Genomic DNA, 14,904 nt, shown 5'->3' on the forward strand with positions numbered 1-14,904 from the left:
ACGATGCTCGCAGATCCGCCGCCGGAGGCAAGCACGGCTAATCGACCTCGCAACAATGTCTTTATCTACGGTGGCTGGCGCCCCTCAAGCCCTCACCTTCAGTCGAGAAGTTATCCTCATCTCGTTCACGCCATCAACGCGGTCATGCGGTAGTACTGGTAGGCGACGAGCACAATAGGGCCAACAGACAATAGACGCAGCGCCCACGACTGCGCCGGCATTAGTACAAATGTTATTGCGACAGCATGGAAGCGCGCCGACCGGAAAGCCCACTTTCCTGGTCGCCTTGATCCCGAGCTCGCGGCGTATTGTCTACGAACTGCGGAATGGGGGCGACCTGCACCGAGAATGTAGGCAAAGCGCTTGGCTGGGGCGCCGCGACTCTAGGCTATAGGTTAACAGTATTGCTTGCCGATCCTTTGCCTAAACTCGCCCTTTGACATCTTGCGACCTTCTTGATCTAACACCATGTCCGTACCGGCTACACCCTTTGACACGCTGGCGGGAGAAAACACGCTTTCTATCCACAGGCCTCCCACCAGTTGTGCCGAGACGGCAACATGAGATGGGAGCGGCAGTCTCAGGGGAGTATCAATCTTCGCAAACCCTGCCGTCTCGCCCAAAACTATCGAGCCCCCCTCCCTTATAGGCCCAGTGGCTTGAGACACCTTCCATGCAGGACGTAGCGTCTCGTTATCGACTACCGCAAGGAGAGAAAGCTTCTCTCCTGGACAGAGCTGGACAAGAAATTCGAGATTCCCCTGCTCCGTGAGACCGATTCCGATGGGCCGCGGGGCATGGTCACCGAGCAGGGGAATGTCCAGGCTGCACGAAACGGTCACAGACATCAAGAGCGACCCCAGCGCCAAGGCCCGAACATGACCGCCGAATCCACGCCATACCGCCTTATCCATGATTGCCACCCCTTAGCACTTATACGTCGCCGACACGGCATCGGCTTGCTGTTCGTACTTGTTGTTGCATGGGTTCAGCTTGTCCTGGTCGAGGTAGTAAACCAAGTATGTAGGCCAGTAATTAGTACGCGAATAGTACCAGTTCCATTGCCGTGCATGTTCCGCTTCGTGCTTCAAGAGAGAGGGGGAGGGTGCATTGCCGGTGAGAACTACGTTACCCAAGGTCGTAGCGGCACGCCCAAAGTGGACTCCTGACTTGAGTCCTGTACATACGTACAGAGTGCCCGGGCCCTTGTTTGAGCATTTTCCTCCCTGGTCCCTCGCCCACCGAACCAGACGCTTATTGAATTCCGCATTGCTTATGAAAGTGACCTGCGTCCCAAGAAACTCGAACAGCTTTACGGGAATGCCCGAGATCTTCGCCACCGCCTTTGCAGCCGGTGTAGCCGTGCAGCTCGGGGTGAATCTGCTGTTGCCGCAGAACAGTCGACGCCAAGATTCCCACTCGTCCTCTATTAGCTTTCTGCAACCCTTGTCATCGAGATGAGAGTGACACTTCTGAAGATCAAACTCCAACTTCTCGTTCTGCACAAGCGCCCGCTCCACCTCCGCGCGCGACACATTACGCGACGCGCCGCTAGCAGATGACGCCATTTTCATCTTTCGCCAAAGGGCATCAAGCCTCTCAGTGGAAACTCCCGCATAAGCCATTTGGATGATCTCCTCGCGCGCTTTCTTGTCAAGGTCCCAAAAACCTTTAGGAGTGATCCATCCGTTAGGCAGAACACCTTGCCTTTTCATTTCTTCCTTGGTCATGACGGTGACGGCGCCCCACACGACTTGGTCTGCACTTACACAAGCTAAGCAATCTCCGATTTGGTAGTCGTCGCGCACGGGGCCGTAGGGTGTACCTGCACCACCGACTTGAGGGTAGTAGTCGGCGGCTGTTTGGTAGCCGCCTGGACTGTAGGGGGATTTCCAGGTGCCGCCGACCGCGTCGCCAGAGACGACGATGCTTTCGTGGCCGGTGGGGTCTATGCCGGTGAGGGGGGAGGCGTTGGCGTAGGTGTAGCGGTTGACCTGGACGGAGGGGTTGGGGGTGAGGGTGGCGGTGTCGCGACTGGTGAAGGATCCTGTTCCTGGCTGGTACCAGCGGGCGTGCATATTGACCTTGCCGGTGTCCGGGTCGGTGTAGGCGCCCTGGTAGCCGAGGAGGTTCTTGGCGCCGGTCTCGGCGGTAACGGAACCAAAGGGGTCGTAGGCGGTACTGGTCGCCAGGGCGGTGCTGGTGTAGGTGGCCACGAGGTCGTTGTGCAGGTCGTTCATGGTGGAGACGGCGGGATTGGTGCCTTCCTTCTGGCCGAGGAGGCCGCCGAATGCGTCGCGGCCGTACTTGGCCTGGACTGCGCCGCTGGTGTCGCTGATGGCGGCCAGGTCGTTGGTCAGGCCGGTGTAGGCGAATGTCTGCTTGGTGGTGCCGCGGGTGCGGGTGGTGACGCGGTCGAGGCTGTCGTAGCTGTAGAGGCTGTCGCCGTCGCCGATGAGGCGGTCGAAGGCGTCGAAGGTGAGCTGGGTCGTGGCGCCGTTCTTGGTCTCGGTGGCCATGGTGCCGCGCGGGGTGTAAGTGTAGGTCGAGCCGTCGCCTGAGGTGAGGCGGTTGCGTTCGTCGTAGGTGTAGGTCTTGTCACCGGCCTTGGTGCGGTTACCGGCCGCGTCCCACTCGTACAACGTCTGGGCTCCGCCGGGGACGGTCCAGGAGGTGAGCCGTCCGGCATGGTCGTAGCCGTAGGTGTTCGTACCGGCACCCGCGAGGCCGGCGGTGGTCTTGGTGGTGAGGTTGTCGTCCTTGTCCCAGCCGTAGGTAATCTGCGCCAACTGGGAGCCCGTGCTCGACTTGAGGGTGTGGGTCTTGGGGCGGTCCATGTCGTCGTAGGTGAAGGCTTGGGTGTCGGCTGAGGTGGTGCCGACCTTGGCGGTCATCGTCTTGACGCGGTTGGCCTGGTCGTAGTCGTAGGTGATCTTGCGGGTGGTGACCGGGTCCGTCGCCGTCCACAACCGGCCGGCGTTGTCCCAGGTGAAGGTGGCCGTGCCGGCCGCGTCCACGCGCTGGGTGGGGTTGCCCAACTCGTCGTAGCTGTAGCCGGTCTGCTGGGCGGTACCCCGCTTGATCGACAACGGGAGAGCACGGTCGTTGTAGTCGATCGTCAGGTCACCGATCGTGGTCTGGCGGCCGGCCAGGTCGTAGCCGAAGCTGCGCTCGGCGCTGGCCGATCCGCCACCGCCGCCGGTCTCCTTGGTCAGGCGGCCGAGGTGATCGAAGGTGCGGTCGATGCGGACCCCGCCGGGCTGGATGAGCGCGGTGGGGTTGCCGGCCTGGTCGTAGACGGCTGTCCAGGTGCGGTCTGCAGCGTCCGGGTGGGCGGTGGTGGACGGCTCTGTCATCGTCTCCACCAGACCGAGGGTGTTGTAGGTGGTCCAGGTGGCGTTCCCGCGGCCGTCCGTGAGGCGGGTGCGGGCGCCGGTGGCGTCGTAGCCGAACGACGTGGTGATGGTTTCGCCGTCCTTGACCGGCTCGATCAGGCTGGTGAGCCGGTTGAGGGCGTCGAAGGTCTGCTTGGTGACGTGCCCCTCGCCAGAGGTGAGGGTGATGGGGTTGCCGGCCGGGTCGTAGCCGGTGCTCATCGTGCGGAGCACCGTCGCGCCTTTCAGGTCCTTGAACGCGGTCTTGCGGCCGGCCAGGTCGTACTCGGCCAGCGTCGCCGTGGTGAGCGCCACGTTGGTGGTCTTGGTCGGCCGCCCGGCCGGATCGTAGTCCATGGTCGTGGTGTTGGCGGCCGGGTCGGTCTGCTCGGTCACCTCGCCGGCCGCGTTCACCTTGAACGTGGTGGTCCGGTTACCCGGAGCCACCGACTTGACCAGGCGGCCCGCGTCGTCGTACTCCAGCTTCGTGATGTAGGCCGCGGCGGACGGCTTACGCTCCACCTGCGTCTCGGTGATCTTGCGTCCCAGATCGTCGTAGGTCGCCTGGCTCCGCGCGCCGGTCGGATCCACGGCCGCGAGCTGCTCGCCCGCCATGTCGTACTCAGCCACCCACCGGCCCGGCGTCTCACCTTCCGGCGCCGGGTCCGTCACCCGCACCTGACGACCCAGCTGGTCGTACTCGAACGTGCTGGTGTAGCCGCGCGGATCGGTGGTGCGGATCAACTGACCGGCCTTGTCGTAGCCGTGCGAGGTGGTCGGCGTGATCGCGGTCCCACCCGGCGGCGTGTACGGCGGGGCGCTCTTGCTCGCCAGACGACCCGCCTTGTCGAACACCGACGTGATCGTACGGCCCTCCGCATCCCGCTCATGGGTCGTCCCGCCGAAGGCGTCGTAGCCGTAGCGGGCCGATGGCCGCGCATCGCTGGACGAGCCGGCCTTGTCCACCTTCACCTGCGGACCCGTCGCCTCCACCAGCCGACCCAGCGCGTCATAGCGCAACGTCGAAGTGAAGGCGGCCTTGTCCGCCCCGGTGGCGTTGCCGCGTGGGTCCGTGGTGGCGACGACCAGGCTCCGGTCGTCATAGTCGGAGGTGGAGACGAGATCGTCGGCGCCGTTCTCCACCGTCGTCTTGGTTGCCAGGTTCATCTTGTCGTAGACGTACTCGGTCACCTCGGAGCGGGACGTGCCCGAGCCGGTCAGCGTCTTGCGCAGCACGTTGCCGTTCGCGTCGTACACGAATGCGGTCTTGCGGTTCAGGCCTCCCGGACTGAGCGTTTGCGACGCCAGACGGGATGCGGCGTCATAGACGTACTGCGTCGCCACGGTCTCCACCGACGTCATCCCGTTCGGCGTGACCAGGCTCGTACGGTTACCCGCCGCGTCATACGCGTGCTTCTCCAGCACCACATCACGTGGCGACGCCGTGGGATCGTTCAGCTTCACATCGTCGGCGATCTTCTTGTACAGCAGATTGTCGTTGTAGTACTCGAAAGACGTCTTACGCCCCATCGCATCGGACTGAGCCACCAACCGGCCGGCCGCGTCGTAGGAGTACGACTCCAGCAGCACGTCCTTGGCAGGCTGCGGATTGACCGGGCTGCCCGTCCATCCCTTCACCGTGCGCGTCGCAAGCTGCCCACGGTTGGTGTAACCGTTCTCGATCACCGTGCCGCGCGCGTCCGTCACCCGCACCACCAGGCCGACGGTGTTCCACGCCTGCCGGACCACCCCGCCCTCCGGGTCGGTGGTCGTCTCCAACCGGCCTTGGCCGTCATAGGTGTAGACCGTGGTCCGCTCCGCGTCACCGCCGGTCAGGTCGGCTACCTTCTCGCTCAGCTTGTTGCCGTCCGGGTCGTAGCCGAACGTCGTCTGCTTGGTGTGCGTGACCTGGGAGACCTCGTTCTTCACCCCCGGCTCGGTCTGCGTCACCAACCGGCCCAGCCCGTCGTAGGTGAACGTCGTCTTCACCCCGCCCGGATGCGCCTGCGACACCTGCGTGGACGCCGACAACCGGCCGATCGCGTCGTACTCCAGCTTCGTCACCAGACCGGCCGGGTTCGTCTGCTCGGCCAGATCACCCGCCGCCGTGTACCGGTACGTCCATGCGTTGCCCCGCGCGTCGGTCTTCTTCGCCACCAGGCCGGCCGGAGTGGTCCCGCCGTTGATCGCCGGTTCTGTGCCGTCGGTGTAGGCGATCGTCACCGAGCGGCCGTTGGGGAAGTCCGCTGTGGCCGGCGTCGTCTGCTTGGTCTGCTCGCCGTAGCTGTTGTACTCGTAGGTGGTGGCGTAGGTGTTGTCGGTCTGGCTCGACGAGCGCGCGTCGCGAGAGGTCAGCTGCCGGTCGTTGCGCGGGTCGAACTCGTCGTCTGCTTTCAGGTAGTACGTGGCGTACGCGGTCTGGCAGTCGTTCGAGCCGCGACACGACGTGCTGCTGATCGGATTGCCACGCTCGTCGTTGGCCCAGGTGAACTGGTTGTAGTTCGCGTCGATGACCTGAGCCCGGAAACCGCCTGTGTCGTAGTCGTAGGCGGTCTCGTACCCGAGCTGATCCGTCACGAAGACGATCCGATTGTCGCGCCAGCCGTCGTGAACGGTCTTGATGGTCTTGTTGTTGGGGTCCGTCACCGTGACCGTCGACGTGCCCACGTTGTAGTCGATGACAGGAGCGGCGATCTGCCATGTGCCGCCGTGCTGGTCGGTGTGCGTCTTGATGCGGTCGGTGGCGGCGTCGTAGATGTTGCTCGCCCACACCCGCCCCGACGGTAAGGTGATCTTGGTCAGTTTGTTCGGCGCCTCAAGCCGGGCCGCGTAGTGAACCTCCACCTCGGCCTGCGTCAGCGGCCGGTCGTACACCGCCGCCTCGTCCAGCTCTCCCTGGAAGCTGCTGCTCTCCGCTGGCCAGCGCCACCCCAGCTGTCCACCCGCGAAGCGGGCCTCGGACGACCACGAATAGATGTCCCGAGGCGTCTGCAGGGTCCCTACCGGCTTCCCGTCCAGGTACAACCGATCGGAACCCTCGTCAGCCGTGAGCACGACATGATGCCAACGCCCGTCGGTCACGGTGCCCGCACTCGTGATCGGCGTGTACCACACGTCGTCGTCGTTCTCTTCAAGCGACCGGAACTGCCCCCGCAGCTTTCCATCGGTGCCGATGTAGATCGCCCCATCGGAGGAACCCGAGCCGCCGGAGGAGAACACCACGCCCGGTTTGGTGGTCTTTAACCACGTCTCCACCGACAACTGGCCGGCCAGGCGTGCTATGACGTTGTCCCGCAGCCTCACCTCGCCGTCGTAAAGCTCACCCGCGTCGAAATGCACCGCGGTGTCGCCCGTACCGGCCAGCGCGCCCTGCTGCGCCAGCGACGGATTGGTGTAGGTGGCGGGCCCGGCGCCCCAGCCGAGGTTGGCAGTGTCTGTACCGGTCGTCTCGTTGAATCGCCAGTAACCGTACGGATCGGAGTCAAGGATTGTCGACCGATAAGCCGACCCGCTGCCGTATCCGTACCGCGTGCAGTTGGGAGTCGCCGTGGGAGAACACGAGGCCGTCAGACGATCCCCGTCGTACTCGTACGTCCACGTCAACGCCTTGCCGTCCACCGCGTCGGTGGACACGCTCGTCACGTGCGCACCCGTCCAGCCGAACCGCAGAGTCCGGCCCGCGACACTCGCAGACTCCAGCCGGCCGTTGGACCCGTAGACCAGATCCTGGCTACGCCCCCGCCCGTCCCGGATCTTCACCAGCCGCCCCGCCGCGTCGAACAGGTACGACGTCGAGGACTTGTCCATCAGCCGCCATCCGCCGCCCTGCTGTTCGGCGAGGGTGGCGTGCATGCCTGGCGGCGGCTGGAAGGTGCCGTCTCCCTTGGGCGCGAATCGGGACACGCGGCCGTCGGCCTGCGTCACAAGCAGCGACTTCGGCTCACGAACGATCTTCATGTCCCAGTGAGTCGACCAGCCCGCGCCGAACATGCCGTCCACGCGCACATCCAGCGTGTTGTAGGAGCGCACGACCGACAGCGGCGGTCCGGCCGCCGTCACCTGAGCGTCGGTGAACGCGGTCGTGTAGTTCCCCGACAACTGGTTGAACTCCTGGCCGTTCACTCCACGCGCCGAGAGCTGCGACCCCATCACCGGCTGCCGCACTCCGGTGGTGAACGTGTAGGTATCACTCGTGGTGATCGCCGTAGTCAGGCGATTCTTCGCGATGACCTGCCAGTAGTACTCCTTGCCCCATTCCAGCTTGCCCGCGGGCACGCGCCAGGTGTGGACATCACTGAGGACGCCCGAGGAGACACAGAAGCCGTCCTCCATCAGCCAGGAATCACAAACGTTGAACGTGTAGTCAATCCCGTCCGAGCCGGCGACATAGGCCGTCATCGTGGGCGTGAGGGTCCCCACCAGGGCCCCGTGCAGCGGGAACCTGTCCTCGATGAACGGCGAGCAGCAACCGGCGTCCAACTGCTCGGCACGCGCCACCCCGCTGGGCAAGTCCCGCTTTTTGGGGCGCACCGGCGCCTCATCACGCCCACGCTCCAGCGGCAACGCACCCTTGGGAGGCTGCTTGTCGGCACTCCGTGACTGCGGCTGCCACACAGCCGTCGTAGGCGTCAGCGGCGGCAGGGCCCCTGTCGTAGTACCGGCCATCTGCCTGGGCGTCTCAACCCGCTCCTGGCTCACCACGGCGGAGAATGCGGCAACGGCCTGCGCCGGCTCCGACATCGTGACCATCAGCCCCGGGAGCAGGCCGACGAGCACGAGCGCAGCCCGGAAACGAGCCCATGACAAACTCCGGCGCATACGCCGTCACACTCCGAACCACGTAGGGCATCCCACGGGACGCCGGACGAAGCTCCACCCCGTCTGGGCCAGATGACAAGGTCCCTGACTCGCGCGGCTCGGAGCGCTTTACTCAAACGGGCAAAGCGCAACTTCCACCCGAAACGGCCACAAGATCGAATCAAGTCATACAAAGATCACGGATGGTGACTTACCGCTCTTGATCACCCGAACTGAGATCCAGACAATCGCCCTCATGGGCCGTCTTCTGGCCCCAGAGCGATACCGCAAAAAAGCGCCTCAGCGCCCGATGTGCTCGCGCACCCGCCGCAGCTCGTCCGCGATCCCCGCCAACGTCCAATGCGCGTTCAGGCCGCTCGGGTTCGGCAGCACCCACACCGGCACCCCGCCCACCGTCTCCCCCTGCAACCCCACCACCGCCTTCGGACGGGCGAACGCCGTCCGGTACGCCGACACCCCCAACACCGCCAGCACCTTGGGGCTGACGCGCGCCACCAACTCCTCCAGCCGGCGGCCGCCCTCCACCAGCTCCTCCCGCGTCAGCTCCGACGCCTTCGCGCTCGCCCGCGCCACGACGTTCGTGATGCCGAGGCCGTACGAAGGGAGAAGGTGCTGTTCCGACGGCGCGAGGAGGCGTGGGGTGAAGCCGGACAGGTGGAGGGCCGGCCAGAAGCGGTTGCCGGGGCGGGCGAAGTGGTGGCCCGTGGCCTCCGACATGAGGCCGGGGTTGATGCCGCAGAACAGGACGTCCAGCGAGGGGCCGAGCACGTCGTCGATCACGTCCCGGAGGGTAGTCGATCCGCCCGGTCCCGGGTAACCGCATGGTCCGGATGGCAGGGCGGTCCCCCATGGCCAGGCGGTCCTCCGTAGCCAGGCCGTCCTTCGTAGCCGCGCAGCCGCATAGGCAGGCGGACCCGCGGCGTCGCGGCGGTCGCCGTCAGTCCACCAACCAGGACGTCAGTCGTCTCACCGCGACGTCATGTCACCGTCCCACCACGACGTCACTCGTCCCACCACGACGTCACCAGGTCCACGAACGCCCCTGGACGCTCCACGTGCAGGAAGTGTCCCGCTTCCGGCCACACCGCCGTCCGCGAGCGCGGGTGCTGTCCGGGCAGGCTCGCCTCCCACTGCGCCGCTTCCGGCACATTGTGTACGGCCAGCACGGGGCAGGTCCGTCTGGCCAGGTAGCGCGCGGATTCGGGGCGCACGCCGAACGCGCCCGGCTCCGTGTACATGCCGGCGTAGCACTCGGCCAGCACGTGACCCGGCGTGGCCAGCAGTTGCTCGGTGACCGGTGCGGGCAAAGGCCCGAGCTGGCGCAGGGCCGCGGCGGCGCCCTCCGCGCGCAACGCCGCCAGCCGTCCGGGGATGAGCCGCTCCTCCTCGTCGTCCGCGCCGTACGCGGGGGCGATGACGACCAGCGCCTTGACCGCCTCCGGGTGCTCCACCGCCAGTGCGGTCACCACCTGGGCGCCCATGGAGTGACCGACGGCCACCACCGGCTCGTCGAGGAGGGGCAGCAGGTCACCGGCCAGGTCGGCGGGACGGTAGCCGGTCGGCGGCGCCGGGGAGCGGCCGTGGCCGCGCAGGTCGGGGACGATCACCCGGCGTTCCCCGAAGTCCAGGGTGTGCCATGCCCGGTGGTCCCCGCCCCAGCCGTGCACCAACAGGAGGGGGGAGCCGATGTGGCCGCTGGTTGCGACGTGCAGCCTCATGCCGCTGCGGGCCCGGCGTGGTCGTCGCTCATGTCCGGTAGGAGATCTGTTCGAAGCGTGCGGCGCAACCCTCGCCGGCCAGGTCCTGGACCCAGAAGCCGACGAACGCGCCCGTGAAGCCGAAGGCGCGCACATGGCCGTCGATGTGCTCGTCGGCGTGCTCGTCCGACAGGATGGTCGCGTCCAGCTCCGGGCCGAGGTGGACGAGCTCCCGGCCGTGGTGGGCGCCGAAAAGCTCCGGGTCGTGGTGGGCACCGAAGAAGCGCACCACCGGGCCGTCGAACTCGACCCGCAGCCTGACCTCCGCCCCCTCCGCCCCCTCCGCCCCCGCCGGGCCGCCGAGCCGGCGTTCGGTGCGCGTGCCCCGGTCGCTGGTGGTCAGCACCAGCCCGTCGCTGGTCAGGGCGAGGTAGTGCCAGTTGCGCGAGTTGTAGTAGGCGGTGATCCCGGCCGTCTGGTGGACGTTGCCGGGCGTGAACCGCATGACGGCTTCCAGGGAGCACGTGCTCGCCGTGACCGGGCGGGCCACGAGGCTCGGGCTGCGCAGGCCGTACGGTGACTGACCGCCCTGGATGGTGAGCCCGCCTGGGGCGGCGGTCAGCCAGTCCGGCGAGGCGGGACGGCGCAGCGTGCTCCACTCCGGTCCCAGGACGCCAAGGGGCTGGGCGTCGGTCAGGTCCGGGCTGTCAGCAACCGATCCCGGCGCGGGTACCTCCACGGCCGGCACCCCGCCCGGGACCCGCGGCCATCCGTCCACCCACGTCACGCGCTGCAACGCCGTCTCCCGCCCCAGCACACACGTGCCGCCGGGGTACGGCCGGGCCGCCAGGTGGGCGACGTACCACTCGCCGGTCCGCGTCCGCACCAGGCAGCCGTGCCCGGCCTTCTGCAGGGCGAGGCCCGGGTCGTGCCGCGAGGTCAGCATCGGTCCCGCCGGGTCCTCCTCGTACGGCCCGGACATCGAGCGGGAACGCAGCACCGTGATCCCGTGCCGGTAGCCGGTGCCGCCCTCGGCCACCATCAGGTAGTACCAGCCGTCGGCCTTGTACAGGTGCGGCCCCTCGGTGACGTCGCGGTTCGGCAGGATCAGCTCGGGTTCGCCCCCGTCGAGCGGCCGCAGTTCGATCCCGGCGAACCCGCGGCCGGGCCTGGAGTCGAAGACCATGCTGAGCAGCCAGCTCCGGCCGTCCTCGTGGTAGAGCGACGCGTCGAAGCCGCGGCCCGGCAGCCGGACCGGGTCCGACCACGGGCCCTCGATCGAGGGGGCGGTGATCAGGAAGTTGGTGATGTCCTTGAAGCCGAAGGCGTAGTTGTCCATCACGCCGTAGACGAGATGGAACAGCCCGTCGTGGTAGGTCAGGTCGGGCGCCCAGACGCCGCCGGAGTCCGGCACCCCGACCAGGTCGAGCAGCCGGCGATCGGTCAGGACGCCGCCCAGCGGGCGCCAGTGCACCAGGTCGCGCGAGTGGTGGACGCGCACGCCCGGGTACCACTCGAAGGTCGAGGTGGCCAGGTAGTAGTCCTCCCCGACCCGCAGGATCGACGGGTCGGGGTGGAAGCCGGGCAGGACGGGGTTGCGGATCACACGGCCGTCCAAGAAGATCACTGCCCCTTGAGGTAGGCGTCGGCCTGCTTGGCCATCTCGGCCTGGAGCTTGGCGAGTCCCGCCTTGTCCAGCGCCCGCTTGAGGTCGTCCAGCCCCTTGTCCACGTCCACGGCGCCGACGAACAGCGGGTTGCCGTACTTCGTCATGGCGGCCGTGACCTGCGTGTTCTCCCGCTTCACCGGCTCAGGGTCGGGGACGAAGCCGGCGAACGGGTCGACGGTGAAGTTCTCCGTCTTCTGCGCCCAGTCGAACCACTTGGCCTCGGACTCGGTCATGAGCTTGTTGCGCCGCTCCAGCGGGGCGCGCCAGCACAGCGCGAAGCCGGGGAACGCGTAGGGGGTCAGCGCCTCGAACTTGTCGTCGCCGATCGCGTTCCAGTCCTTGCCGGGGATGCCGTAGGAGAGGAGGTCGTGGTTGTCCTTGATCGAGACCCAGTCCTCCAGTTGCAGGGCCTTCTCGTGGTTCTGGCCCTTCACGTTGAGCACCACCATGTTGTCGGCCTGGAACGTCTGGTGGGGTTTGACGCCGTCGCGGATCGGCATGACGTTGGCGGTCATCGCGCCGGAGACGTTCTTCTGCAGCTCGGCCAGGTCCGCCGAGGACAGGCCGTCGGTGATGACCCAGGTGGTGGCGATCCGCCCGGCCTTGGCCTGCGACTTTAGCGCGCTGGTGTCGACGGTCAGCGCGTTCTTGTTGATCAGGCCGTCCAGGTAGTACTTGCGGACCAGGCGCAGCGCGTCCATCATGCCGGGCGCCTCCCAGAACGGCACGGGGCGCGAGGAGCCGGCCTGCTTGGCGTCGGCGGCGAAGATGAACTGCACCGAGTTGCCGGTGAAGGAGGCGCCGCTCTGGTTCGGGTTCTCCCAGGAGTACGGGTTGAGCCAGCCGACCGGGGTGGCCGAGATCAGCAGATCGGGCATGCTGGAGTTGACCCCGATCGGGGTGAGGCCCTTCTCCTTCTCCTTGATCGTGTACCAGTAGCGTTCGAGCGCGGTGAAGTCGGTGATCTGCCCCAGGCCGTGCTTGTCGGCCAGGTCCTGGCGGATGAGGAAGTGGTGGAGGCGGGCGACCGAGTTGATCTGCGGCAGGCCCCACAGCTTGCCGGACCAGCGGTTCAGCTCGAGGATCTTGGGGTCGATGGTGGCGGCCAGGTTCGGGTACTTGCCGCCGCCGAGCAGGCTGCCGAGCTCGACGAGGGAGCCGCCCGCCGCGAGCTGGGTCATGTTGAGCCAGCGGGCCTGCAACGCGGTGTCGAAGCTCTCCCCCGCGGTGAACTTCAGCAGCGACTGCTGGCCGTAGTTGGCCCACGGGATGAACTGCGGCTTGATGGTGAAGCCCAGCTCGGCCTGGAGCTTCTTGTTGACCTGGGCCTCCACGGCCGCCCAGCCGGCCGGCACGTCACCGGGCAGCAGCAGGGTGAGCGTCCCGCCCTTCCCGCCGGCCGTACTGCCGCCGGACTGGCTGGAGGAGGAGCCGCAACCGGTGAGGGCGGCCAGGGACAGGCCGCCGGCCGCGGCCAGCAGGCTACGGCGGGACAGAGGGTGAGCGGACACGATGTCTCCTTGTGATCGGGGGGTGGGGGGCGTCAGCCCTTGGTGGCCCCGAGAGTGATGCCTTTGACGAAGTAGCGCTGCGCGAAGGGGTAGGCCAGCAGGATCGGGCCGATGGTGACGGCCGTGAGGGCCAGCCGGAGCTGGTAGACGGGCATGCTCGTCCCGCTGGTGTTGGGCAGCATCTGCGTGAACGAGACGTTGGAGATCAGGTTCTGGAGGATGAGCGGCAGCGGGTACTTCTCGACGTCGGAGATGAACAGCAGCGCCATGAACCAGTCGTTCCAGTAGTGCACGGCGTAGAACAGGCCGACGACGGCCAGGATCGGCTTGGACAGCGGCAGCGCGATCCTGAAGAAGATCCTCAGCTCGCCGGCGCCGTCCACCTTGGCCGAGTCGAACACCGCCTCCGGGAGCTGCCGGAACGCGCTGACCTGGATGAAGACCAGGAACGGCGCCACCAGCAGCGGCAGGATGACCGAGAAGTAACTGTTCTGCAGGTGCAGGTACTGCGTCACCAGCAGGTACAGCGGCACGAGGCCGCCGGTGAAGAGCATCGGCAGGTAGGCGAAGATCGTCATGGGCCGGCTCACGTACGGCAGGCGGCGGGCGATCACCCAGGCGATGCCGGAGGTGGCCGCGAGGGACAGGGTGGAGCCGACCACGGTGATGAAGACGCTGGCGACGTAGGCGTTCAGCACCGCGGGCCCGGTGAAGATGGCCGCGTACGCGGCCAGGGAGAACGGCGCGGGCCACAGGCTGTAGCCGTCGGTGGCGAGCTTGGACTCGTCGGTGAACGACCCCACGATGATGAGCCAGAACGGCACCGCGCAGAGCAGCACGAAGACGGCGACGCCGGCGATGCTGACGATCGTGAACGGTTCGAGCCTGGTCTTGTTCGCAGCACGTGCGCTCATAGGATGCTGGTCTCCTTCGAGTAGCGCCGCTGGATCAGCACGGCGATCACCACCAGCACGAAGCCCACCACCGACTGGAACAGGCCCACGGCCGCGGTGGTGCCGAAGTCGCCGAGCTCGCGCAGGGCGCGGAAGACGTAGGTGTCGATGACGTCGGTGCTGTCGAAGAGCTGGCCTTGGTCGCCGACGATGGCGTAGATGGTGCCGAAGTCGCCGTAGAAGATGCGGCCGACGCCCAGCACCACCAGCACGGCCGCCGTGGGACGCAGCAGCGGGAGCGTGATGCGCCAGGCCATCTGCGTCCGTGACGCGCCGTCGATCATCCCGGCCTCGTAGACCTCCTCCGGGATGGCGGTGATCGCGGCCAGGAAGATGACGCTCATGTAGCCGCCGAGCTGCCAGACCTTGACCACGGTGAGGATCCACGGCCACGGTCCCGGCTCGTTGTACCAGTCGACCGTGGGCAGCGAGAACACGTTCAGCAGGTCGTTGACCGCGCCGCTCCCCGTGCCCGTCCCCTGCAGCAGGACCTGCAGCATGATGCTGATCACGACCGGGGAGACGAAGTACGGGAAGAAGATCACCGACTGGGAGACCCGTTTGAAGAAGCGGCCGCGGATCTCGTTGAGCATGATGGCCAGCGTGATCCCGGCGGCGAGGGTGGCCGTCAGGAAGAGCACGTTGAGGAAGAGCGTGTTGAACAGGATCGTGGCGGCGTCGCCCGAGGCGAGGAAGTAGGCGAAGTTGTCCAGCCCGTTCCACTCGCTGCCGAAGATGCCCTTCGAGACGTCGAAGTCCTTGAACGCCACGACCAGGCCGGCCCAGTCTCGGCCAGTGCCCCGCAGGCCGAGCATAACTTCGAGGAGGGGAACCAGCGATCCACACGCACGAGGGTGCGGCCGTATCGTTTGGCCTTGCTTT

7 protein-coding genes and 1 pseudogene are annotated in these 14,904 nt (G+C 66.6%); all 8 read right to left on the reverse strand.

All coding sequences use genetic code 11. From position 1 onward, the window contains the following. Positions 1-926: 926 nt before the first annotated feature. Positions 927-8,150, reverse strand: a complete 7,224-nt coding sequence (locus tag AB0H81_RS15615; protein ID WP_358374571.1) for a LamG-like jellyroll fold domain-containing protein — start codon at positions 8,148-8,150, stop codon at positions 927-929. 321 nt (positions 8,151-8,471) lie between these two features. Next, positions 8,472-8,972 carry a G/U mismatch-specific DNA glycosylase gene (gene mug / locus AB0H81_RS15620; RefSeq protein WP_358374574.1) on the reverse strand — a complete coding sequence of 167 codons (501 nt, stop codon included), beginning with the start codon at positions 8,970-8,972 and terminating at the stop codon, positions 8,472-8,474. 221 nt (positions 8,973-9,193) lie between these two features. After that, positions 9,194-9,910, reverse strand: a complete 717-nt coding sequence (locus AB0H81_RS15625) for an alpha/beta hydrolase (RefSeq protein ID WP_358374576.1) — start codon at positions 9,908-9,910, stop codon at positions 9,194-9,196. A gap of 28 nt (positions 9,911-9,938) precedes the next feature. Continuing rightward, the gene (locus AB0H81_RS15630) at positions 9,939-11,507 is read right to left on the reverse strand and encodes a glycoside hydrolase family 43 protein (RefSeq protein ID WP_358374579.1); all 1,569 of its coding nucleotides are present in this window, start codon (positions 11,505-11,507) and stop codon (positions 9,939-9,941) included. 5 nt (positions 11,508-11,512) lie between these two features. Further along, positions 11,513-13,069, reverse strand: a complete 1,557-nt coding sequence (locus AB0H81_RS15635) for an ABC transporter substrate-binding protein (RefSeq protein WP_358374582.1) — start codon at positions 13,067-13,069, stop codon at positions 11,513-11,515. A gap of 32 nt (positions 13,070-13,101) precedes the next feature. Beyond that, positions 13,102-13,983 (reverse strand): carbohydrate ABC transporter permease, encoded by an 882-nt coding sequence (locus AB0H81_RS15640; protein ID WP_358374585.1) that lies wholly within the window; start codon positions 13,981-13,983, stop codon positions 13,102-13,104. Beyond that, positions 13,980-14,837: an ABC transporter permease subunit gene (locus AB0H81_RS15645; RefSeq protein WP_358374588.1), complete on the reverse strand. Its 858-nt coding sequence runs from the start codon at positions 14,835-14,837 to the stop codon at positions 13,980-13,982. Before AB0H81_RS15645 ends, AB0H81_RS15640 begins: the two co-directional genes overlap by 4 nt. Further along, positions 14,810-14,904, reverse strand: a pseudogene (locus AB0H81_RS15650) (zinc ribbon domain-containing protein); the annotation flags it as partial. The pseudogene AB0H81_RS15650 and the gene AB0H81_RS15645, both read right to left, overlap by 28 nt.

It is taken from the genome of Nonomuraea sp. NPDC050691 (genome assembly GCF_040654455.1).
Taxonomy (GTDB): domain Bacteria; phylum Actinomycetota; class Actinomycetes; order Streptosporangiales; family Streptosporangiaceae; genus Nonomuraea.

What these genes read in the sequence shown, in the direction of transcription:
- AB0H81_RS15625 (WP_358374576.1), bottom strand. Translation starts at nt 9,910, where the DNA reads ATGAGGCTGCACGTCGCAACCAGCGGCCACATCGGCTCCCCCCTCCTG.
- AB0H81_RS15640 (WP_358374585.1), bottom strand. Translation starts at nt 13,983, where the DNA reads ATGAGCGCACGTGCTGCGAACAAGACCAGGCTCGAACCGTTCACGATC.
- AB0H81_RS15645 (WP_358374588.1), bottom strand. Translation starts at nt 14,837, where the DNA reads ATGCTCGGCCTGCGGGGCACTGGCCGAGACTGGGCCGGCCTGGTCGTG.